The organism is Paraburkholderia sp. RL18-101-BIB-B (assembly GCF_046026985.1).
GTDB lineage: Bacteria > Pseudomonadota > Gammaproteobacteria > Burkholderiales > Burkholderiaceae > Paraburkholderia.
This window is the reverse complement of the sequence record NZ_JARESV010000001.1, coordinates 67,800-89,021: the sequence shown is the minus strand read 5'-3', so window position 1 is coordinate 89,021 and position 21,222 is coordinate 67,800. Positions and strand designations below refer to the sequence as shown.

Here is a 21,222-nt window from a genome sequence, read left to right as displayed (position 1 = left end):
GGAGACGCACACCCCATGCAGCAACCGATTCAATCCAGTCCCATCGACACCGCCGCGCCGCAAGGCGTCACGGTGAGCACCGGGCGCCGCTCGAAAGCCCGCTTTCAGATTCTGGCGCTGCTCGCGGTCGGGACGATGATCAATTATCTCGACCGTACGGTGCTCGGCATCGCGGCGCCACAGTTGACCAAGGAGCTCGGCATCAACGCCGCGCTGATGGGGCTGCTGTTTTCCGTGTTTTCCTGGAGCTATGTGGCCGCGCAAATCCCGGGCGGCCTGTTTCTCGACCGTTTCGGCAGCAAGGTCACGTATTTCCTGTCGATGACCTTCTGGTCCCTGTGCACGCTAGCGCAAGGCTTGGTGCATGGCATCGGCGCGCTGTTCGCGTTCCGCCTCGGCCTCGGCGTCTCGGAAGCGCCGTGCTTCCCGACCAATAGCCGCGTGGTGGCCACGTGGTTCCCGCAGAGCGAACGCGCGATGGCGACCGGCACGTACACGGTCGGCGAATATATCGGCCTCGCTTTTTTCAGCCCATTCCTGTTCATGCTGATGGGCGCGTTCGGCTGGCGTTCGCTGTTCTACGTGGTGGGCGGCGTGGGCCTTGTGTTCGGCGTGATCTGGTGGATGTTCTATCGTGAGCCGCGCGATCATCCGTCGGCGAATCAGGAGGAGCTCGACTATATCGAAGCGGGCGGCGGTCTCACGCATCGGAAGAAGGATGCTGAGGCGGCAGCCAGCAAGCTCGTATCGGCGAAGAGCGGCTTCGAATGGCGCACCATCGGACGCCTGCTCAAGCATCGTCAACTGACGGGCATTTGCCTCGGCCAGTTCGCCGGCAACTCGACGCTGGTGTTCTTCCTCACCTGGTTCCCGACGTATCTCGCCACCGAACGCCATATGGCGTGGCTAAAGATCGGCTTCTTCGCGATCATGCCGTTCATTGCCGCGTCGATCGGCGTGATGTTCGGCGGCTTCTTTTCCGACTGGCTGTTGCGCCGCGGCAAGTCGCCGAACGTGGCGCGCAAGCTGCCGATCATTGCCGGCCTGCTGCTCGCGTCGACCATCATTCTCGCCAACTATGTCGAGAGCAACCTGCTGGTGATCGCGATTCTGTCGGTGGCGTTTTTCGCGCAGGGCATGGCCGCGCTGGGCTGGACGCTGGTGTCCGACATCGCGCCGGACGGCCTGCTCGGCGTGACCGGCGGCATCTTCAACTTCGCGGCGAACCTGGCCGGCATCGTGACGCCGCTGGTGGTGGGTTTCATCGTCGCGGCAACCGGCTCGTTTGTCGGGGCGCTGGTGTTCATCGGCGCGATCGCACTGGTCGGCGCGCTGTCGTACATCTTCATCGTCGGCGATATCAAGCGGATCGTGCTGGTGGATTGAGCGGCCTCGCGCCAGACGAAAAAAACGGGACGTGGCGCAGGCCACGTCCCGTTTTTTACTTGAGGCTTACAGGCGTCAATCGTCCTTGCGCACGAACCGCAGCACGGCATCGACGATCATGGCGCGATGCCGCGCACGCAAACGCGGATGCGACGGATCGCGCCCGAACGCCGTGCCGAAGGTATGGCGATTGCCGACGCGGTGAAAGCACAGCGAACTGATCAGCAGATGCAGGTCGATCGGATCGATGTCGCTGCGGAACTGCCCGGCCGCGATGCCGCGCGCCAGCAGATCCTCGATCGTATGAATCACGGTGACGTTGCGGCCTTTGAACGTCTTGACCTGCTCGACGTACTTCGCGCCGTGAATATTTTCGATCGTCACGAGGCGCACGAAATCGCGCTGCCGGTCGTGATAGTCAAACGTAAACTCGACGAGTGCGCGCATCCCCTCGATCGGATCGAGTTCGCTGACGTGCAGATCCTGTTCGAGCGCGCGAATGTCTCCATACACCTTTTCCAGCACCGCCTGGTACAACCCTTCCTTGCTGCCGAAGTAGTAGTACAGCATGCGCTTGGTGGTGTTCGTGCGCTCCGCGATCGCGTCGACGCGTGCGCCCGTCAGTCCCATCGCGGAGAACTCCTGGGTCGCGACCTCGAGGATGTTGCGCTTCGTCTGTTCGGGATCGTACTTGCGCCGGGCGTCGGTACGCGGACTGTCGGACGGGATGCCGTTGGTATCAGGCTCGGCGGCCTTGCTTCCCTTTTTCATTGTGTATTCGAGCGGCAGTGACGGCGCATTCTAGCATGGCGAAATTGGCCTCTGGAGCGGGTCTCGGGCATGAGCGGCAACGTATTGGTCGACGTCAAACGGCAGGCCGCCGGCGTGCGGCGAGCGCGTCGCGTGTCTGCATGGCGGTGTAGGTCAGCTGCGCGGCCGCGAGGCCGAGCGCGCCGTAAGCGGGTGTCAGGCCGAACGACGCAAATGCCTCGGGCACCGGACGCTCGCCGGCAATCGCCGCCGCCAGCAGTTCGCCGGACACGGTGGTCGGCGCCATGCCGTGTCCCCCGAAGCCGACCGCGTACCAGACGCCATCCGCGCTGCGGCCGATCTGCGGCATCTTGTGCCGCGCGTAGCTCATCAGGCCACCCCACGCGTACTCGATACCCACGTCATGCAACTGCGGATAGACCTTCAGCAGATCGCGCCGCAACAGGCGCGCGATCACCTCGGGCGCGCGGTCGCGCACCGAGATGCGGCCACCCCACAGAATGCGCATGTCGGGCAGCGGCCGGTAGTAGTCGAAGGCGAAGCGGGTGTCGTAGACGGCGGCACGCGTGTCGATTGCGTCTTGCAGACGTGAGCCGAGCGGTTCGGTCGCCATCACGTAGGTGGCGATCGGCAGCACCGCGCGTTCGACCAGCGGGTAGACGCGGCGCGCGTAGCCGCCGCCCGCCATCACGACGTGTTGCGCGTCGAGCGCGCCGTGCTGCGTGTGCACCACGAAGCCGGCGCCGTCGCGCTGCAGACGCACGACCGGCGAGTCCTCGTGGATCTGCACGCCGGCATGCGCAGCGGCGTTAGCCACGCCGAGGACGTACTTCAACGGATGAAAGTGGAACGCATTGCGCTCGAACAGACCACCGTGATAACGGCGCGTTTTCAGTTGCGCAGCGAGCTGCTCCGCTGCCACCGGTTCCCACTCGACGCCGAACGAATCGCGCATCAGGCGCCGCTGCGACTCGAGCCGCGCCGGTTCGTCGAACCAGTTGGCGAGGATCACGCCGGCGTCGGTCGCGTCGCAGTCGATGTGATAGCGCGCGATGCGCTTTCTCATCAGATCGACTGCGTCGGTAGTCAGCGTATAGAGTTCGCGGGCGTGCACGGCGCCGAGGGTTTTGAGCAGGTCGGCGCAATCGAGGCTGTAGCCGCCGAACACGAACCCGCCATTGCGCCCGGATGCGCCGAAACCCACTTGCCGGGCTTCGAGCACGGTGACATCGGCGACGCCCCGCTCGGCGAGTCCCAACGCCGTGGACAAGCCCGCCAGGCCCCCGCCGATGACGCAGACATTGGCGTTTCGCCGGCCAGCCAACGGCGCATAGGCGGACGAACGGGTGACAGTGGCTTCGTAAAAGCTTTGCATAAGGGCTAGGTTAGCGGCAATCGCGCGCTCACGTCCAGCCGTCGCGCGATTGCCGAGTCGAAGGGCGGATGAAACAGAGACCGGCACCCGCGTCGAGCAAATGCCGGTCTTCTTGGGCTGATCATGAAACGCCTAGGACACCGGCAACAGCTTGCCGGTGAACACCACCGGACCGCTCGGCGCGTTGTGATCCGGCGAGCCGCCCGGCGCTTCGATCGACACGGCCAGCGCCGCATAATTCTCCGGCTTCTGCTGGCCGGCCGTAACCTTGCCGTTCGCGCTGTCCGGCAGCATGCCGAGCGAGACCGGATGGCCGCTCGCCGGAATGCCCCACAGTTCCATCGCCCGGCCCGCGGGCAGCTCGACCTTGCCGAGCGGATGCACCGTCATGGTCGAATGCGCTTCGTCCCACGCGACCAGCATGACCGGATGCGCGTCCTTGTTGTTCAGCACGGCGACATGCGACACCGCCGTTTCGGATTGCTGAGCCACGGTCGGCGCGGTGACAGGCGCCGTGGTGGACGGCAACAGCGAGCGCACGGCGACCACCACGGCAACCGCGGCGAGGCCCGTGACGCCGAGTGCCCAGCCGCGCCAGAACGCCAGGTTCTCGAACACGCTGCGCGACGGCCGTGCGGGTGTTGCCACCACGGTGCGGGGACGTGCGGCCTCGCGCGTGGCCGCGAGGCCGAGACGCCGTTCGATGGCGTCCCATACGGCGGACGGCGGCATGCGCGGCTCGGCGAGTTCGGCCAGCGGCGAGATGCGCCGCTGCCATTCGTCGACGGCACGGCGGATCGTCGTGTCGTGGTCCGCGTAGCGTTCGAAGCGGCGCCGTGCGCCGCCGCGCAGCGTGCCGAGCACATATTCGGCGGCCAGCAGGTCGACGAGCTGAGGATAGCGATGGAGATTCATCACTCGCCTCCCAGACAGGTCTTCAGCTTGGCGAGGCCGCGCCGGATCCATGACTTGATGGTGCCGAGCGGCACCGCCAGCACGTCGGCGATCTCGCTATGGCTTTGATCGCGTAGGTACGCGAGGGCCACCGCCTGGCGCTGCGCCGGTTCCAGCTGTTGCATGCAACCGGCGAGCAGACGCGCCTGCAGGCTGACCGCAGTCAGCGCTTCGGGATCTGGATCGCCGGTTGCCACGAGATCGTCCAACGCATCGCTCCATTCCGTTTCCTGGGTGTTGACCCGCCGCAGGTGATCGAGAGCACGGTTGCGGACGATCGCCGACATCCACGTCATCGGGGCGGACAGCGCGCGGCGATAGTCGCCGGCAAAGCGCCAGATATTGACGAAGCTGTCCTGCAAGACCTCTTCGGCCCACTCATGCTTGTTCAATATACGGAGGGCGAGGCCGAACAGTTTCGGGGCGGCGAGATCGTAGAGTTCGCGCAATGCCGCGGCGTCTTCCTTGGCGACACGTTCGAGCAGCTCGGCAAGCGTGTCCGGCGTTAGTTCTCGAGGATGGGCGGTCATGGAAGGAGATAGGGTGAGCTTGCGCGCCTATGGTACTCAATTTCTCCACTGCCTTATATGCGGGTTTTTTTCTTCGACGTGCATCCGTTGATGAGATGTCAACGTATGTGGAGCAGAGTCCGGCGTTGGGTGTGCTTGCCGGATGGTCCGGGACACGGGGTGGTGTGCAGCGAGGGCGGGGCCGTTGCGCTGGTCTGCTGAAAGTGAAAGACCGGCAACGGAGCCACGCGATGCAAGGGCGGTTAACGCGTTGCGGGCGGTATGACGAAGTACGGGGGGCACGGCTCATTCCTGATGAGGTCCGGGACGGTTGTCGACCGATCGGCAACCGCCCTGGACCGGAATGGGCGTTTAACGGCCCCAGCGCAGCACCAGGGGATCGAGCCGCCGCGCAACCTTCAACAGACCTTCACGCGTGGCCGGGTGCATTTGCGGCAACGGATGGCGCACCGCGTCCGAACGGATCACACCGCCTTCCTTCATCAGCGCCTTGCACGATGCGAGGCCGCCCTGGCGGTTTTCGTAATTGATCAGGGGCAGCCACTGCTGATAGTGCGCGGCGGCCGCCTCGGTGTCGCCGGCCGCATAGGCGTCGATGATCAGACGGATGCCGTCGGCGTAGCCGCCGCCCGTCATCGAACCGGTTGCGCCCGCATCCAGATCGGCCATCAGCGTGATCGCCTCTTCGCCGTCCCACGGACCGACGATCGCATCGCCGCCCAGTTCGATGAGCTCGCGCAGCTTGTTCGCCGCCTGCGGCACTTCGATCTTGAAGTACGACACGTTGTCGATCTCGCGCGCCATGCGGGCGAGAAACGGCGCGGACAACGGCGTGCCGCTGACCGGCGCATCCTGAATCATGATCGGAATGCCGATCGCTTCGGACACGGTCTTGTAGAACTCGTAGATGCCGCGTTCGCCGATGCGGATCGTCGCGCCGTGATATGGCGGCATGACCATGACCATTGCGGCGCCCGCGGCCTGCGCACTGCGGCTGCGCTCGGCGCACTGGTACGAGCTGAAATGCGTGGTCGTGACGATCACCGGCACGCGGCCCGCGACGTGGTCGAGCACCACGTGCATCAGCGTGTTGCGCTCGTCGTCGGATAGCGCGAACTGTTCGGAGAAGTTCGCCAGAATGCACAGCCCGTTCGAGCCCGCGTCGATCATGAAGTCGATGCAGCGTTTCTGGCCTTCGAGGTCGAGACGGCCGGCGTCGTCGAAGATGGTCGGCGCGACGGGGAACACGCCGCGCAATGCAGCAGGATGGGATGACTGGGTCATGATGATAGGTGTTTTCGTAGTTTGGAATGTCTCCGTGTCGACCCGAGTTTGCGCTTTGGCGCTGACTCGGATCCCATGCAACGCAGTCGACTATACGGCGCTGAACACGGCGGGTATATTGAATTGTTTCCATCTTGTGATCGCTTTTGCGACTCACCTCCGCTTCAGCCCGCGCTTTAGCCCCCCGCTTTAGCCCCGATACGCTGCCATGAAAGACACCCTCAACATCCTGCTGTCGAAACTGCGCATTAAACAACTGCAATTGCTGATCGCGCTCGACGACCTGAAGTCGCTGCACAAAGCCGCCGGTGCGATGTCAATGACACAGTCGGCCGCCAGCAAGGCCTTGCAGGAACTGGAGTCGATGCTCGAAGCGCCGCTCTTCGAGCGCTCCAAAAGCGGCATGATCCCGAACCAGCTCGGCCACTGCGTGATCCGCTACGCGCGCCTCGTGGCGACCGATCTCACCGCGCTCTGCCAGGACGTCGCCGAGATACGTTCCGGGCGCGGCGGGCGTCTCGCGATCGGCGCGATCATGGGGGCGATTCCGGAGTGCGTCGTGCCGGCACTGAATCAACTGCATGCGGGCCAGCCGAATCTTTCCGTCGAAGTGGTGGAAGACACGAGCGCGCGAATGCTCCAGCAACTCGACGACGGCCGGCTCGATCTGGTGATCGGCCGCGCTGCGGTAGCGGCCGATCCATCGAAATATCACTATCGTCCGCTAGGCGACGAGCCGCTCTCGGTGGTGGTGGGCTACGGCCATCCGCCGTTGCCGAAGAAAGAGGTGAAACTGCGCGATCTGGCCGGACACCGCTGGGTGATGTATCCGTCGCATATGCCGCTGCACGCGCTGCTCGAGCGTGAGATGGATCTGGCCGGTCTGGAGATGCCGGATAACCCGGTTTCGACGGCCTCGACGTTCGTGACGGTCGCGCTCCTGCAAAGCAGTCACAACCTGGTTTCGTTATTGCCGACGGCGATCGCCGCGCTGTTCGTCAGGCAAAAGATGCTGCGTCTCGTGCCGGTGAAGCTCAAGTCGCCCTCGCAAACTTTCGGCGTCGTGACGCGCAAGGGCGGGGTGCTGTCGCCACCGGCGGAACAGTTCATCGAATTGCTGCGTACCCAGCCGGCGGAGCAGGCGCAAGCCCGCTTGCCGGCGCATGCGGCTCGAAAGCAAAAAACCGCCTGAAGCGGCGGTTTTTCATCACGCGAAAGACGTTGAATATCTCATGGCAATTGGCGCCGCGCCATGTCTTGCGAAGAGGTGTTGTAGCCGCGACACTCTCGGGTAAATCCGAACCGATCCTGGGTTCGCGTTCCGCGCTACACTGCCTTGAAGGTGCGCCGGGCCAGAAGAAACCGGCGTCCGCTCGGGGAGAGCACCATGAATCGGCCGCTGGTTCGATTACCGTTTCGCGCGACGGGCACGACGTCTGTGCGCAAGTGGTTCAAATGGGCGCTGGTGGCGGCATTCTTGCTTGCGCTGGCATTGGCGGTACGCTTTTGCCAGAACGAGATCGAAACCTCGCGATTGCAGGCGCACTATCTCTCCGAATTGACTCGCGACGTGGGCTTTTCCGTCGCCGACGGTGCCAGTCATTCCATCCGTTTTCCCCAAGCCGACAACGGCCCATACGATAGCCGACTGGGCTACGCGCTGCTGCCGTCGATCCAGCAGCGCTTGCTGCAACGCGGGTTTGAAATCACCGCCCAGGCGCGCGATTCCGACCGGATGCTATCGCTGGCGGATAACGGCCTCTTTCTGCCGTACGAAGAAAAAGATCGGGCGGGCTTGCAACTCTTCGACGGCACCGGCGCGCCGCTCTTCGCCGCGCAGTTTCCCGGCCGCGTGTACGACGACTTCGACGCGATTCCGCCGCTGGTCGTGAATTCGCTGCTGTTTATCGAAGACCGCTATCTGCTCGATCCGAACCAGCCGAACCGCAATCCGGCAATCGACTGGGGGCGCTTCAGCCGTGCATTGGCCGACCAGGGCGTGCGCGTGTTCAATCACCATCAGTCGCAGCCCGGCGGCAGCACACTTGCCACGCAGATCGAAAAATTCCGCCACTCCGCGGGCGGCCGCACGGCGACGCCGCCGGAAAAATTGCGGCAAATCGCATCGGCTTCGGTGCGCGCCTATCTGAACGGCCCGCAAACCATGCCGGCGCGCCGGCAGATCGTCGTCCGCTATCTCAACTCGGTGCCGCTGGCCGCGCAGCCGGGCATCGGCGAAATCAACGGGATCGGCGACGGTCTCGCCGCCTGGTATGGCCGCGATTTCAACGATGTCAACCGCATCCTGGCAGCGCCGTCGACCGAACAGAATCTGCCGGAGCAGGGCGTGGCGTTCCGGCAGGTGCTCTCGTTGATGATCGCGCAACGCGCGCCGTCGTATTTCCTGCATCACGGCTACAAGGAACTCGAACGGCTGACCGACAGTTATCTGCGGCTGCTGGCGAACGGCGGCATCGTTTCGATTCCGTTGCGCGATGCCGCGCTGTCCGCGGTGGTCGATCTGCACCGCGCGCCCGTCAAAACGGCCAGCACGGATTCCTTCGTGTCGCGCAAGGCGGTGACGTCCATGCGTTCGCATCTGCTGGCCGCGCTCGGCATTCCGAGTTTTTACGAACTCGACCGCCTCGATCTGCAGGCGAAGGGCACTCTCAACAACGCCGTTCAGCAGGCCGTGAGCGAGCGGCTTGCCGCCGCCGCCACGCGCGACGGCGCGAAAGCGGCGGGTCTGGTCGGCTTCGAAATGCTGCGCGCGTCGGACGATCCGTCGAGAATCGCCTATAGCTTCACGCTGTTCGAGCGGCGCGACGGCGCCAACCTCGTGCGGGTGCAAACCGACAGCGTCAACCAGCCGTTCGACATCAACTCCGGCGCACGCCTGAACCTCGGTTCGACGGCGAAACTGCGTACTGTGGTGACGTATTTGCAGATCGTCTCGGATCTGCACAAGCGTTATGCAGCGCTGAGCACAGCGGAGCTGAAAGCCGTCAAGTACGATCCGAACGACCAGCTCACGCGCTGGGCGCTCGACTATCTCGCGCACACTTCGGACCGTTCGCTGCAAGCCATGCTCGACGCGGCCGTGGAGCGCAAATACTCGGCTAGTCCCGGTGAAACGTTCTACACGGGCGGCGGCGCGCAAACCTTCAACAATTTCGAATCCGACGACAACGGCCGCATCCTGACCGTGCACCGCGCGTTCCAGCATTCGGTGAATCTGGTGTTCGTGCGGCTGATGCGCGACATCGTCCATTACGAAATGGTGCAGACCACCGGGCCGTCGGCGCAATGGCTGGGTGATCCAGAGATGCGCAAGATGTATCTGACGCGCTTCGCGGATCAGGAAAGCCGCGTGTACATGAACCGTTTCTACACGAAGTATCACGGCAAGACACCCGATCAGGCCTTGGCGCTGCTTCTGCTCGGCGTGCGCAAATCGCCGCCAAAGGTGGCGACGGTGTTGCGCAGCGTCGCGCCTGACGAGTCGAATGCGTGGTTCAACGCCAGGATGCGCGCCGCGCTGAAAAACACACCCGCCGCCTCCGTGCTGGACGACGAAGACCTCGCTAACCTGTATGCCAAATACGCAATCGACCGCTTCAATCTGAACGATCGCGGCTATATCTCGAGCGTGCATCCGCTGGAACTGTGGACGCTCAACTATCTGCGCGCGCATCCCGACGCCACGCTCGAACAGATCCAGAGCGCGAGCCGCGACGTGCGTCTGTCGACGTATTCGTGGCTCTTCAAGACGCGCTATCACGCGACGCAGGACCGCCGCATCAAACGGATGGTCGAACTGCGTGCCTACGATGCCATCGGCAAGTCATGGCAGGCGCTTGGTTATCCGTTCGCGACGCTCACGCCTTCGTATGCGGCGGCAATCGGCGCATCGGGCGACCGGCCGGCCGCGCTCGCGCAACTGATCGGCGTGATCGCCAACAACGGCAACAAGGTGCCGACCGAAAGCCTCACGCAACTCGACTTCGCGAAAGACACGCCTTACGAAACACATTTCCAGCGCGCGGCGGTGGCGCCGCAGCAGCAGTTGTCGCCGGAAATCGCTGGCGTCGTAAAAGTGCTGTTGCGCGATGTGGTGACGGGCGGTACGGCGCGGCGTCTGGCGCAAGGCATGACGTTCCCCGACGGCCAGACGCTCCAGGTGTACGGCAAGACCGGAACCGGCGATCAGCGTTTCAATGTGTTCGCCAAAGGCGCGCGGCTGATCGAGTCGCGCAAGGTGAACCGCAGCGCGACCTTCGTGTTCGCGATGGGCGACCGGTTCTATGGCACCTTGACCGCCTGGGTGCATGAACCGTATGCCGCGCATTACGAGTTCACCAGCGCGCTGTCGGTGCAATTGCTGAAGTCGCTGGCGCCCGTGTTGCAGCCGTTGCTCGACAATCCGCCTGCGAAAACGGCTTCCATCACGAAGGTCGCCGAGCAATGAGCATGAAGTGAGGCGTGCCGGTGTCGATGGCCACATCGGCAGCGCCTAATAAGCCGTCTCCGCCGCCGGCTTCAGGAAGAGTTCATGCACCGGCGCGAAATGCGCATAGAGCGGCAGAATCGCGCCGCCCATCGCACGCGCATCGGCGCCGATCGCGCCTTCCAGCAATTGCGGACGCACCATGCCTTCCCATTCGAAGCGGTCGAGCACGCGCTCGGTGCGTCGAATGATCTCCCGCACCAGTTGCCGGTCGAGTTCGCCGTCGATCACGATCGCGTCGAGATCGAGCAGGGCCGCCGCATTGGTTAGCGCGTTGGCGATCGCGGGGCACGCGCTATCGAGCCATTGCTCGGTGTGCCGCCACAATTCCGGCGACAACGCGCGATGATCGTGCGCGGCCGCGGCCGGCGCGCCCGCATCGGTCAATAGCTTTTCAAGTACGAAGCCCGAGGCCGCGTGCAACAGTTGCCGCGCGGGTTTGCGCGCGCCACCTTCGCGCAGCGGAATGGAACCGACCGCGCCCGCGTTGTCGTGCGGGCCGCTATGCAAACGGCCGTCGATGACGAGACCGCCGCCGATAAACGTGCCGACGAACAGATACAGAAAGTTGTGGATGCCGCGGCCCTGGCCCATGACGAGTTCGGCGGCGCAGGCGGCCGTGGTGTCTTTGGCGAACTCCACGGGCAGGCCCGTCATGGTGGCGATGCGCGAGCGCAGATCGATCTCGTGCCACGCTTCGAGCGCATCGGGCGGCGCGCCGAGAAAGTCGCGCCAGCCGCCGAGCCACAGGGGCGCCGCGACGCCCACGCCGACCACCTGGCTGGCCTTCGCGCCGAGCGTTTGATTCACGCGCGCCAGCTTGCTTTCGAGCGCGGGAAACAGCGTGCGCGGATCGGGGTAGGCGTAGTCGAAGACATCGCGGTGCACCACGTGGCCGGCGAAATCCATCGCGAGCACATCGAGACTGCGACGTCCCACCTTGACGCCGATGGTGTACGCGCCTTGCGCGCGCAACGCGATCGGCACGGATGGCTGGCCAATCCTGCCGCGCACGCGAGCCTGCTTTTCGAGCAGACCGTCCTCGATGAGACGCTCGACGATCATCGACACCGTCTGCATCGAAAGACGCGTGAGACGGCCCACGTCGGCTTTCGGCAGCGGCCCATGCAAGCGGATCGCCTGCAACACGATGCGCTCGTTGAACTGCCGCATGCCGACCTGATTCGAGCCGACCGTGCGTTTGAGGGGCGAGCGGGTGCCGGTGGTTTCCATGGTGAGAGCCCGCTCAGCAGGATGCACGCATCATGCAATCGCCTTGACGTCCGCTTCCTTTGCGCCCGTCATGATCGCCACGGCTTCCGACATATGTATGTCTTTCCTGTTCACCAGCGCCGCGCGCCGGCCGAGCCGCTGGATATGGATGCGGTCCGCGATCTCGAACACGTGCGGCATGTTGTGGCTGATCAGGATCACCGGCAAGCCGCGATCGCGCACGCGCCGGATCAACTCCAGCACCATGTTGCCTTCCTTCACACCGAGCGCGGCGGTCGGTTCGTCGAGAATCACCACGTGCCGCGCGAACGCCGCGCTGCGCGCCACGGCCACGCCCTGGCGCTGGCCGCCCGAGAGCGTTTCGACGGCCTGGCGCATCGAGCGGATGCCGATCTGCAGGTCTTTCATATGCGCGGTCGCTTCGTCCAGCATGCGGCGCTTGTCGATCATCTTGAAGATCGAGCCGCGCCAGCCCGGTTTCAGCAGTTCGCGGGCGAGGAACAGGTTTTCGGCGATGCTCATGGCCGGCGCCACTGCGAGTTCCTGATACACCGTCTCGATGCCTTGCGCGCGGGCATCCAGCGGGCTGCGGAATTTGACGGGCTTGCCGTCGAGCAGAATCTCGCCTTCGTCCGGCACCGTGGCGCCGGAAAGGGCCTTGATCAACGACGATTTTCCCGCGCCGTTATCGCCGATCACAGCCATGATTTCGCCGGGCATCACTTCGAAATCGCAACCGTCGAGCGCGGTCACGTTGCCATAGCGTTTGATGAGTCCGCGCGCCTGCAGAACGGGCATCGCGGCAGAAGCGGAAATTGGTGTCGACATGACGGGCTCCTCTGTTGGCCGGAGTTGGCGCTTCAGCGCTTACTCCGGCCCCATGCACGAAGTGCGATTGCGTTTTTAACCGCGACGATGGGAAAGTTTGTCCGCGGCCACCGCGAGAATCACCAGCATGCCGGTGATCAACACCTGGTAGACCGAAGAGACGCCGATCAGAGTCAAACCATTGCGGAACACGCCGACGATCAACGCGCCGAGCAACGTGCCGACAATCGAGCCGCGTCCGCCGAACAGACTCGTGCCGCCGAGCACGACCGCGGTGATACTGTCGAGATTCTCGGTTTGCCCCGCCTGCGGATCGCCCACGCCGGTCCGTGACACGGACAACAGCGCAGCGATGCCGTAGATCGCGCCGGCCAGCGAATACACGGTCAGCAGGATCTTCTGCGACGACAAGCCCATCAGGCGCGCGGCTTCGGGGTTGTTGCCGAGCGCGTACAGATGCCGGCCCGGCACGGTGTCGCGCAACACGAACCATGTGGCGAGATACATCAGCAAGGTGAGCACGGTGCCGTACGTGACATCCGCGGGGCCGAGCTTGAACGTGTTGCCGAAGAACATGATCGCGTCCGGCAGGTTCGACACACTCTCGGCGTTCGAATAGATCTGCGTGAGCGCGAACGCGATATTCAACGTACCCAACGTAACGATGAAGGCCGGCAGTTTGATACGCGTGATCAGTACGCCGTTGAGCGCGCCGAACAGCGTGCTCGCGCCAACCCCACAGAGAATCGCGAGCGCCGGTGGCACACCGAGCGTGACCGCGAATTTGGTCATGATGATCGAGCCGAACGCCATCACCATGCCGCACGACAGATCGATGCCGCCGGTCAGCACGATCAGCGTCTGGCCGATGGCGATGACCGCGACCACCATGGTTTGCTGCAGGATCAGCGAGAGGTTCTGGAACGACAGGAAGCGGTCGCTCTGCGAAATGAAGAAGCCGCAAGCCAGTACCAGTGCGATGAGTGGCCCGACTTCGGCAAGCGATGGCATGCGCTCGGCGAACGAACGCGAGTGGCCGGCGGGCGCGGAAGGAGTCGACATGATGGATGACCTCGATGCATGAGCGTGGCGGGCTGGCCACGCGGCAAATCCGATGGCGGCCCGGCGAAGCGGGCCGCTGTTCAGTGCGTGTTACTTGTTGCCCCAGCAGTTGTCGAGGCCGAACTTGGTGTCCTTGCTGTCGATGCCGGACATCGCTTTGTCGGTGATCAGCGTCACGCCGGTGTCCTGATAGCCGGAGACCTTCTTGCCGGTCTTCGCATACTCGACACCGGCCGTCACGCCGAGCGAGGCCATCTTCAGCGGATATTGCTGCGAGGTCGCGGCGATGGCGCCGGCCTTGACGTTGCGCACGCCTTCACAGCCGCCGTCGATCGAAACGATCATCACGCTCTTATCCTTGCCCGCCGCCTTGAGCGCGCGGTAAGCGCCCGCCGCGGCCGGTTCGTTGATCGTGTAGACCACGTTGATGTCGGGCGACTTCTGCAGGCAGTTTTCCATCGCCGTCTGGCCCTTGGCCTGATCGCCGCGCGTGTCCTGGCTGCAGACCACCGAGGGATCGCCTTCCTTCACGCCGAAGCCTTCAAGGAAGCCGTTATGACGCAGCACGCCCACCGAGACGCCGGGCGCGAGATCGAGCGTGGCGATCTTCGCGGGCTTGCCGTTCAGCGCGGCTTTCGCGTATTTGCCGATCAGCACGCCGGCCTTGAAGTTGTCGGTGGCGAAGAGGGCGTCGGTGGCGTCTTGCGGATCGGTCGGCGTGTCGAGCGCGACCACCATCACGCCGGCGGCGCGCGCTTTCTTGATGCTCGGCACGATCGCCTTGGTGTCGCTCGGCGTGATCAGAATCGCTTTTGCGCCGGCCGTCATCATGTTTTCGATGGCGGTGACCTGGCTCGCGTTATCGCCGTCGAACTTACCGGCGGCGGTGATCAGCTTCGCGCCGTCTTTCGAGGCGGCCGCTTCGGCGCCCTGTTTCATCTTCACGAAGAACGGGTTGGTGTCGGTCTTGGTGATGAGGCCGACGACAGGCTGGTCAGCCGCCTGGCTCGCGCTCGCACACCATACCGCCGATGCCGCGACGCACATCGACACGATTTTCCTGGCGACAGGAAGCCTGCGGGAATTCAGATTCATGGGACGCTCCTCCGGTTTTTGGCAACGACGTTGTGGACTGCTGGCGGCTGCCTGCGCGAACGCTGCGCGCGGACACCCTGGTTTATGGCCTGATGCGGGATTAAGGTGGTTCGAAACGACCCGGACTCGGGTTGATTCGTGTCGCCTAAATCACTTTGGTTGATTTAGTACAGCAGGCGCGTCGACGCGCGTCAAGGAAATGATCGGAATGGAAGATGACGTGCAGAAACTCGTCGGAAGGCCGCGCGCCTTATGTGGTGGGGCTTGGATGGAGTGGTGCGGTGCGAGATCGAGCGTTCGGAGTTGGGGAAAGTCCTGGCTCGTGTGAAAGGTAATTGAAGGCTTATTGGGGTTTTATCGGCGTCTGAGGCGCGATTGCTTGCCCGCAAGACAGCGTGCGCGAATGAAGGATTCACCGCGTAACGTCCGCGATGCCGTACGGCCACATCACCGCGGACGCGGCACGCCGGTGGATGCGCGTACGACCAGTTCGGGCGGCGAGGCGACCCGCATCGGCACGCTTGCCGCGCCGCGACCCGCCTGACCATACGATGTCTCGATCAACTCTCGCAACAGGGATACCGCGAGCCCGGCGACTTCGACCGTCGGGACGGCGACCGTCGTCAACGCGGGGCGCGACTCGCGCGCGAGCTGGATATCGGTGATGCCGATCACGGACAAATCCGCCGGCACGTTCAGGCCGAGGTCGGCGGCGGCGTGCATCGCGCCGAGCGCGGGCAGGTCGTTGGTCGCGAAGATCGCGGTGAGCTTCGGATTGGTTTCGAGCAGTGCGCGTGCCGCTTCGTAGCCGCCCTGAATCGTATCGGCGCCATGTTTCACGCGGCCTTTCGGCGCGCCCCCGGCGCGTAGCGCGTCGACGAAACCTTCGTAACGTGCCGCATGAATTCCCGAGGCTTTACTGCCGACAATCGCGCCAATCCGTCGATGGCCGAGCTCCAGCAAATGCGCGCCGGCCAGTTCGCCGGCGCGCCGGAAATCGACAGCGACGCACGGCAGACCCGGCGGCTCGTTAGGCCGTTCCCACATGCACAGCACCACCGGTGTGCCGCGCGATTCAGTCGTATGAAGGTCGGCGAAATCGAGGTTTGCATTCGTCACGAGCACGCCTTCGGAAAGTGTGCCGGCGATCTGGTCGAGATACGCGCGGCCGGTCAGCGGATCTTCGTTCGTATTGCAGATGATCACGAAGTGGCCGCTCGTGCGCGCCGCACGCTCGACGGCAAGTGCGAACTCCGGATAAAACGGATTGGCGATGCTCGACACCATCAGCGCGAGCGTCGGCGCGCGACCTTCGGCGAGGGCGCGAGCGGCCAGATGCGGCCGGTAGCCGAGTGCTTCGACGGCCTCGAGCACGCGCTGTCGCGTGTTCGCGCCGACCCGGCCGCGATTGCGCAGCACGTTGGACACCGTGGCCGGGGTGACGCCGGCATGACGCGCGACTTCGCTGAGTGTGGGCATGATGTTTTCAGTATTTGGGATGCCTGCCCGACATTTGCATCACGAGCGAAGGCGCGGCACCATCTGTCGCACAGACAAAACGATCTCGGAGACAGGCAAGGCCCCAACGATCCCAAGCGATCGATTTTTTCGGCCCTGCTGATTAAGCGCTTAATCTCCGACTTCGAGCCGATTAAATCACGGAGTCGATGCGATGGCGAGCATTTCGTTAAGAGGCGTGCAGAAGGCGTATGGCGACGGCGCGCTGGTGATCCGCGACGTGGATCTCGAAATCGGCGAAAACGAGTTCTGCGTGTTTCTCGGTCCGTCCGGCTGCGGCAAGTCGACCTTGCTGCGCATGATCGCCGGTCTCGAAGACCTCAGCGACGGCGACCTCTCGATCGGCGGCCAACTCATGAACGACGTGCCGGCCGCGCAACGCGGCGTGGCGATGGTGTTCCAGAGCTACGCGCTGTTTCCGCATATGAGCGTGTTCGAGAACATGGCGTTCGGCCTGAAGCTCGCTAAAACCCCGAAGGATGAAATCGACCGCAAGGTGCGGGAAGCCGCGCGCATTCTGCAACTCGAAGCGTTGCTCGATCGCAAGCCCAAGGCGTTGTCGGGGGGGCAGCGGCAGCGGGTGGCGATTGGCCGTGCCATCGTGCGCGAGCCCGGCGTGTTTCTATTCGACGAGCCGCTTTCCAACCTCGATGCCACGCTACGCGGTCAAACCCGCATCGAGATCGCGCGGCTGCACAAGCAGTTCGCCAAGGCCAGCGTGGTCTACGTGACGCACGACCAGATCGAAGCGATGACGCTCGCCGACAAGATCGTGCTGCTGCATGCCGGTAAGGACACCGAGCGCTACGGCAGCATCGCGCAGATCGGCGCGCCGCTCGAGTTGTACCACCGTCCGAAGAGCCGTTTCGTCGCGGGTTTCATCGGCTCGCCGCGGATGAATTTTCTGCCGGGAAGAGTGGCCATGGTCGATGCGCAAGGCGTAACCGTCACGCTCGATCACACGGAAGAAACCGTGCGCGTGCCGGTGAACGGCGCGGGGCTGCAAACCTCGCAAGCGGTCACGCTCGGCGTGCGTCCTGAACACCTGGAGTTTGTCGACGCATCGTCCGTCGCGCCTGACGACGCCGTGCTGACGCGCACCGTGTCGCTCGTCGAGCAACTCGGCGAACACAGTTATGTCCACCTCGATCAGCCTGGCGGCGCCGCGCTGATCGCCAAAGCGCCGGGCAATACACGCCTTGCGCCCGGCGAGCGCGCGAGCTTGCGCGTGCCCCGTCCCGCCTGTCATTTGTTTACCGAAGACGGCTTTGCCGCCGCTTCGCTCGAATCCGTCGAACACTACGCATAGAGGACATTCGGATGCGCCTTGGAGTCTGTTATTACCCGGAACACTGGCCGGAGTCGATGTGGGAAGACGACGCTCGCCGGATGAAAGCCCTCGGCATCGAACAGGTGCGAATCGCCGAATTTGCCTGGAGCCGGATCGAGCCGACGCCGGGCGAATACGATTGGGGCTGGCTCGACCGCTCGATAGATGTGCTGGGCGCAGCCGGCCTGCAAGTGGTGATGTGCACGCCGACAGCGACGCCGCCCAAGTGGTTGATCGACCGCCATCCCGACATTCTGCCGGTCGGTGCGGACGGCCGCCCTCGTGCGTTCGGTTCGCGTCGTCATTACGACTTTTCTTCGCCGTCGTATTTCGCCGCGTCGCAGCGGATTTGCACGGCGGTGGCCGAGCGCTACGGCAAGCATCCGGCTGTCGCGTACTGGCAAACCGACAATGAGTTCGGCTGCCATCACACGGTGGTCAGTTATTCGCCGGCGGCGGTGGGGCGCTTTCGCGAGTGGCTCAAAGCGCGCTATCACACCATCGACGCATTGAACCGCGCATGGGGCACGGTGTTCTGGAGCATGGAGTACCGCAGCTTCGACGAGATCGACGCGCCGGTGGCGACCGTGACGGAAGCGCATCCTTCGCATCGCCTCGATTACCGGCGGTTCGCGTCCGACGAGGTGGCGCGCTATAACCGCATGCAGGTAGAGATCATCCGTGCCCATTCGCCGGGACGGCCGGTCGCGCACAACTTCATGCAACTCTTCACCGAGTTCGATCACTACAAGGTCGCCGCCGATCTCGACGTGGCGACGTGGGACAGCTATCCGCTCGGCGCGCTCGAAGAACAATGGTTCGCGCCGGAGGTAAAGGCGCGTTGGCTGCGCAGCGGGCATCCCGACTTCGCGTCTTTCAATCACGATGTCTATCGTGGCATGTCGAAGCTGCCGTTCTGGGTGATGGAGCAGCAGCCGGGTCCGGTGAACTGGGCGCAGTGGAATCCGGCGCCGCTGCCGGGCATGGTACGGCTGTGGAGTTGGGAAGCGTTCGCGCACGGCGCGGGCTGTGTGTCGTACTTCCGCTGGCGTCAGGCGCCGTTCGCGCAGGAACAGATGCATGCGGGACTGAACAGGCCCGATAACCGGCTCGACGTGGGTGGCAACGAGGCGGCGCAAGTTGCCGGCGAGATTCGCACAGTGCTCGCCGCGAATGCCGACGCCAATGCCGCGATTCGTTCAAAGGTCGCGCTCGTCTACGACTACGAGGCGAAGTGGCTGTTCGAGATTCATCCGCAGGGAGCGGACTTTCACTATCCACGCTTTGCCTTCGAGTATTACTCGGCGCTGCGCGCGCTCGGCCTCGATGTGGATATCGTGCCGGTCGACGCGCCGCTGGATGGTTACTGTCTGATCGTCGTGGCGCCGCTGCCGGTCGTGCCGGCTGATTTTGCAGAGCGTCTGGCGAGTTCGGGCGCGCAGGTCGTACTCGGGCCGCGCACGGGTTCGAAGACTCAGGATTTGCAGATTCCCGCGAACCTGCCACCTGGCGCGCTGGGGTCGGTGCTGCCGTTGCGCGTATGGCGTGTCGAATCGATGCGGCCGAATGTGACCGAAGCAGTGCGGCTATTGGACAATCCGGCCTCGAGTGAAGCGGACGGTTTCGCGCGTCACTGGCGTGATTTCGTCGAGAGCGATGCGGCTGATTCGCTCGACGTGCGCGCCCGATTCGCGGACGGCCATCCCGCGTATGTTCGAAGCGGCGCGTTCCACTACCTCGCGAGTCTGTTCGATGATGCACTTACCCTGCGCCTGTTCGAGCGGATCGCGCAGGAAGCGGGTGTGGCAACGATGCCGCTCGGCGATAGCGTGCGAGTGAGCCGCCGCGGCGCGCTGACCTACGTGTTCAACTACGGCGACGCGACGCACACGCTCGCCGATGTAGCCGACGATGCCTTCGTGATCGGTTCGCATGCAATCGAACCGCAGGGCGTGGCCGTCTATCGAACCCGATAGTGGTCTGATGCACCGACGCAGTGTCCAACGAAATTCCATGCAGTAACGACAACGACGCAAAATCAAGGAATAAAGGAGACAGGCAACATGAAACTGAAACCACGCAAAATTCTGTTGGCACTCGCGCTGGCCGCCGCGGCTGTGGGGACGTCGGCCGTCAGCACGGCCCAGGCGGGTACGCTCACGGCCAATATCGCGTTCAAGGGCGCGAGCCAGCGCGCGGTGTGGCAATCAGTCGTCGACGACTTCAAGAAGGCGCATCCCGGCATCGACGTGAAGGTGTCGTTCGTCGACGAAGAAGCGTACAAGGTGCAACTGCCCGGCTGGCTGACAACGGTCGCGCCCGACATCGTCAACTGGCATGACGGCGAACGCATGGCTTATTACGCGCAGCGCGGCCTGTTCGAAGACCTGAGCGGCGACTGGGCGAAGAACGGCTGGAACGAGATGTATGCGTCGACCAAGGAAGCGTCGTCGTATAAGGGCAAGCAGTACGCCGCCCCGACCGTGTACTACTCGTGGGGCATGTTCTATCGCAAGGATCTGTTTCAGAAGGCGGGCATTAGCGGCGAGCCGAAAACGTGGGATCAGTTTCTCGAAGACTGCAAGAAGCTGAAGGCGGCCGGCATCACGCCGATCGCCGTGGCGGGCCGCGACGCATGGACGCTTGCGGGCTGGTTCGATTATCTCGACCTGCGTTTGAACGGCAATGCGTTCCATCAGAAGCTGATGGCGGGCGAGATTGCGTACACCGATCCACGCGTGAAGAAGGTCTACACGACGTGGAAGCAATTGATCGACGCGGGCTATTTCATCGACAACTCGCTCTCCTACGATCTCGATTCGGTGCAACCGTTCCTGTTCCAGGGCAAGGCCGCGATGATGCTGATGGGCACGTTCATCACCGCTGGTTTCCCGCCGAACGTGAAGCCGGAAATGGGCTACTTCCAGTTCCCGATCATCGACGCGAAGGTGCCGACCGCCGAAGACGGTCCGGTGGAGTCGCTGCATATTCCGTCGAAGGCGAAGAACAAGGCGGATGCGCACACGTTCCTGGCGTTCGTCGAGACACCGGAAATCGGCGCAAAGCTGGCAACCGGGCTCGGCTCGTTGTCGGCGAACAGCAAGTCGCCGGAACCGGAAGATCCGATCTCCAAGATCGGCTTCCAGATTCTGGCGAACACCAAGGGCGGCATCGCGCAGTTCTATGATCGCGACATGACCAAGGAAATGGCCGACGAAGGCATGAAGGGGATGCAGCAGTTCATCTCCGATCCCACGAAGCTCGACGACGTGCTCGCGCAACTCGAGCAGACGCGCAAGCGGATCTACAAGAAGTGAGCGGCGGCGGCCGCGAGGCCGCCTTCCGTTGC

The 21,222-nt window shown here is 63.7% G+C and carries 16 protein-coding genes; 6 read left to right on the top strand and 10 right to left on the bottom strand.

Annotated features, from left to right (window positions below):
* Positions 1 to 15: 15 nt before the first annotated feature.
* A complete protein-coding gene (locus P0D73_RS00405) occupies positions 16 to 1,386 on the top strand; it encodes an MFS transporter (RefSeq protein ID WP_408428976.1) in 1,371 nt (456 codons plus the stop codon).
* A gap of 75 nt (positions 1,387 to 1,461) precedes the next feature.
* Here the strand turns inward: P0D73_RS00405 and P0D73_RS00400 are convergent, their stop codons facing one another.
* The 5 genes from P0D73_RS00400 to P0D73_RS00380 all read right to left on the bottom strand — a co-directional run bounded on the left by P0D73_RS00400 (position 1,462) and on the right by P0D73_RS00380 (position 6,300).
* Positions 1,462 to 2,157, bottom strand: coding sequence for a TetR/AcrR family transcriptional regulator (locus tag P0D73_RS00400; protein ID WP_310818013.1), 696 nt, complete (start codon positions 2,155 to 2,157; stop codon positions 1,462 to 1,464).
* Positions 2,158 to 2,251: 94 nt separating this feature from the next.
* Positions 2,252 to 3,532: an NAD(P)/FAD-dependent oxidoreductase gene (locus P0D73_RS00395; protein ID WP_408174904.1), complete on the bottom strand. Its 1,281-nt coding sequence runs from the start codon at positions 3,530 to 3,532 to the stop codon at positions 2,252 to 2,254.
* A 132-nt stretch (positions 3,533 to 3,664) separates the two neighbouring features.
* Entirely contained in the window at positions 3,665 to 4,447 is a 783-nt protein-coding gene (locus P0D73_RS00390; protein ID WP_408428972.1) for an anti-sigma factor, read from the bottom strand.
* Positions 4,447 to 5,016, bottom strand: a complete 570-nt coding sequence (locus tag P0D73_RS00385) for an RNA polymerase sigma factor (protein ID WP_132377670.1) — start codon at positions 5,014 to 5,016, stop codon at positions 4,447 to 4,449. Before P0D73_RS00385 ends, P0D73_RS00390 begins: the two co-directional genes overlap by 1 nt.
* Positions 5,017 to 5,367: 351 nt before the next feature.
* Positions 5,368 to 6,300, bottom strand: a complete 933-nt coding sequence (locus P0D73_RS00380) for a dihydrodipicolinate synthase family protein (RefSeq protein WP_408428969.1) — start codon at positions 6,298 to 6,300, stop codon at positions 5,368 to 5,370.
* 208 nt (positions 6,301 to 6,508) lie between these two features.
* On the opposite strand from P0D73_RS00380, the gene P0D73_RS00375 reads away from it, so the two are divergent.
* The gene (locus P0D73_RS00375) at positions 6,509 to 7,492 is read left to right on the top strand and encodes a LysR family transcriptional regulator (protein WP_408428966.1); all 984 of its coding nucleotides are present in this window, start codon (positions 6,509 to 6,511) and stop codon (positions 7,490 to 7,492) included.
* Between the two features lie 195 nt (positions 7,493 to 7,687).
* Positions 7,688 to 10,768 carry a transglycosylase domain-containing protein gene (locus P0D73_RS00370; RefSeq protein WP_408281367.1) on the top strand — a complete coding sequence of 1,027 codons (3,081 nt, stop codon included), beginning with the start codon at positions 7,688 to 7,690 and terminating at the stop codon, positions 10,766 to 10,768.
* Positions 10,769 to 10,813: 45 nt separating this feature from the next.
* Here the strand turns inward: P0D73_RS00370 and P0D73_RS00365 are convergent, their stop codons facing one another.
* From P0D73_RS00365 to P0D73_RS00345, 5 genes are all read right to left on the bottom strand, one after another.
* Positions 10,814 to 12,040 (bottom strand): ROK family transcriptional regulator, encoded by a 1,227-nt coding sequence (locus tag P0D73_RS00365; protein WP_132377666.1) that lies wholly within the window; start codon positions 12,038 to 12,040, stop codon positions 10,814 to 10,816.
* Positions 12,041 to 12,070: 30 nt separating this feature from the next.
* Positions 12,071 to 12,868 carry an ATP-binding cassette domain-containing protein gene (locus P0D73_RS00360; protein WP_132377665.1) on the bottom strand — a complete coding sequence of 266 codons (798 nt, stop codon included), beginning with the start codon at positions 12,866 to 12,868 and terminating at the stop codon, positions 12,071 to 12,073.
* A 75-nt stretch (positions 12,869 to 12,943) separates the two neighbouring features.
* A complete protein-coding gene (locus P0D73_RS00355; RefSeq protein WP_132377664.1) occupies positions 12,944 to 13,930 on the bottom strand; it encodes an ABC transporter permease in 987 nt (328 codons plus the stop codon).
* 90 nt (positions 13,931 to 14,020) lie between these two features.
* Positions 14,021 to 15,025: a sugar ABC transporter substrate-binding protein gene (locus tag P0D73_RS00350; protein WP_106301095.1), complete on the bottom strand. Its 1,005-nt coding sequence runs from the start codon at positions 15,023 to 15,025 to the stop codon at positions 14,021 to 14,023.
* Between the two features lie 447 nt (positions 15,026 to 15,472).
* Positions 15,473 to 16,504 carry a LacI family DNA-binding transcriptional regulator gene (locus tag P0D73_RS00345; protein WP_408174895.1) on the bottom strand — a complete coding sequence of 344 codons (1,032 nt, stop codon included), beginning with the start codon at positions 16,502 to 16,504 and terminating at the stop codon, positions 15,473 to 15,475.
* Between the two features lie 193 nt (positions 16,505 to 16,697).
* Here P0D73_RS00345 and P0D73_RS00340 point away from each other — a divergent pair, with 193 nt between their 5' ends.
* The 3 genes from P0D73_RS00340 (at position 16,698) to P0D73_RS00330 (ending at position 21,190) form a co-directional block, all read left to right on the top strand.
* Positions 16,698 to 17,852, top strand: coding sequence for an ABC transporter ATP-binding protein (locus P0D73_RS00340; protein ID WP_408428963.1), 1,155 nt, complete (start codon positions 16,698 to 16,700; stop codon positions 17,850 to 17,852).
* 11 nt (positions 17,853 to 17,863) lie between these two features.
* The gene (locus P0D73_RS00335; protein WP_408428960.1) at positions 17,864 to 19,849 is read left to right on the top strand and encodes a beta-galactosidase; all 1,986 of its coding nucleotides are present in this window, start codon (positions 17,864 to 17,866) and stop codon (positions 19,847 to 19,849) included.
* Between the two features lie 87 nt (positions 19,850 to 19,936).
* On the top strand, positions 19,937 to 21,190 hold the full coding sequence (locus tag P0D73_RS00330) for an ABC transporter substrate-binding protein (RefSeq protein WP_408317827.1): 1,254 nt from the start codon (positions 19,937 to 19,939) through the stop codon (positions 21,188 to 21,190).
* Positions 21,191 to 21,222 lie beyond the last annotated feature (32 nt).

Coding starts and splice junctions, on each gene's coding strand:
- P0D73_RS00340 (WP_408428963.1), top strand. CDS start 16,698: ATGGCGAGCATTTCGTTAAGAGGCGTGCAGAAGGCGTATGGCGACGGC.
- P0D73_RS00355 (WP_132377664.1), bottom strand. CDS start 13,930: ATGTCGACTCCTTCCGCGCCCGCCGGCCACTCGCGTTCGTTCGCCGAG.
- P0D73_RS00350 (WP_106301095.1), bottom strand. CDS start 15,025: ATGAATCTGAATTCCCGCAGGCTTCCTGTCGCCAGGAAAATCGTGTCG.
- P0D73_RS00370 (WP_408281367.1), top strand. CDS start 7,688: ATGAATCGGCCGCTGGTTCGATTACCGTTTCGCGCGACGGGCACGACG.
- P0D73_RS00390 (WP_408428972.1), bottom strand. CDS start 4,447: ATGAATCTCCATCGCTATCCTCAGCTCGTCGACCTGCTGGCCGCCGAA.
- P0D73_RS00365 (WP_132377666.1), bottom strand. CDS start 12,040: ATGGAAACCACCGGCACCCGCTCGCCCCTCAAACGCACGGTCGGCTCG.
- P0D73_RS00405 (WP_408428976.1), top strand. CDS start 16: ATGCAGCAACCGATTCAATCCAGTCCCATCGACACCGCCGCGCCGCAA.
- P0D73_RS00345 (WP_408174895.1), bottom strand. CDS start 16,504: ATGCCCACACTCAGCGAAGTCGCGCGTCATGCCGGCGTCACCCCGGCC.
- P0D73_RS00375 (WP_408428966.1), top strand. CDS start 6,509: ATGAAAGACACCCTCAACATCCTGCTGTCGAAACTGCGCATTAAACAA.
- P0D73_RS00330 (WP_408317827.1), top strand. CDS start 19,937: ATGAAACTGAAACCACGCAAAATTCTGTTGGCACTCGCGCTGGCCGCC.
- P0D73_RS00385 (WP_132377670.1), bottom strand. CDS start 5,016: ATGACCGCCCATCCTCGAGAACTAACGCCGGACACGCTTGCCGAGCTG.
- P0D73_RS00395 (WP_408174904.1), bottom strand. CDS start 3,532: ATGCAAAGCTTTTACGAAGCCACTGTCACCCGTTCGTCCGCCTATGCG.
- P0D73_RS00335 (WP_408428960.1), top strand. CDS start 17,864: ATGCGCCTTGGAGTCTGTTATTACCCGGAACACTGGCCGGAGTCGATG.
- P0D73_RS00380 (WP_408428969.1), bottom strand. CDS start 6,300: ATGACCCAGTCATCCCATCCTGCTGCATTGCGCGGCGTGTTCCCCGTC.
- P0D73_RS00400 (WP_310818013.1), bottom strand. CDS start 2,157: ATGAAAAAGGGAAGCAAGGCCGCCGAGCCTGATACCAACGGCATCCCG.
- P0D73_RS00360 (WP_132377665.1), bottom strand. CDS start 12,868: ATGTCGACACCAATTTCCGCTTCTGCCGCGATGCCCGTTCTGCAGGCG.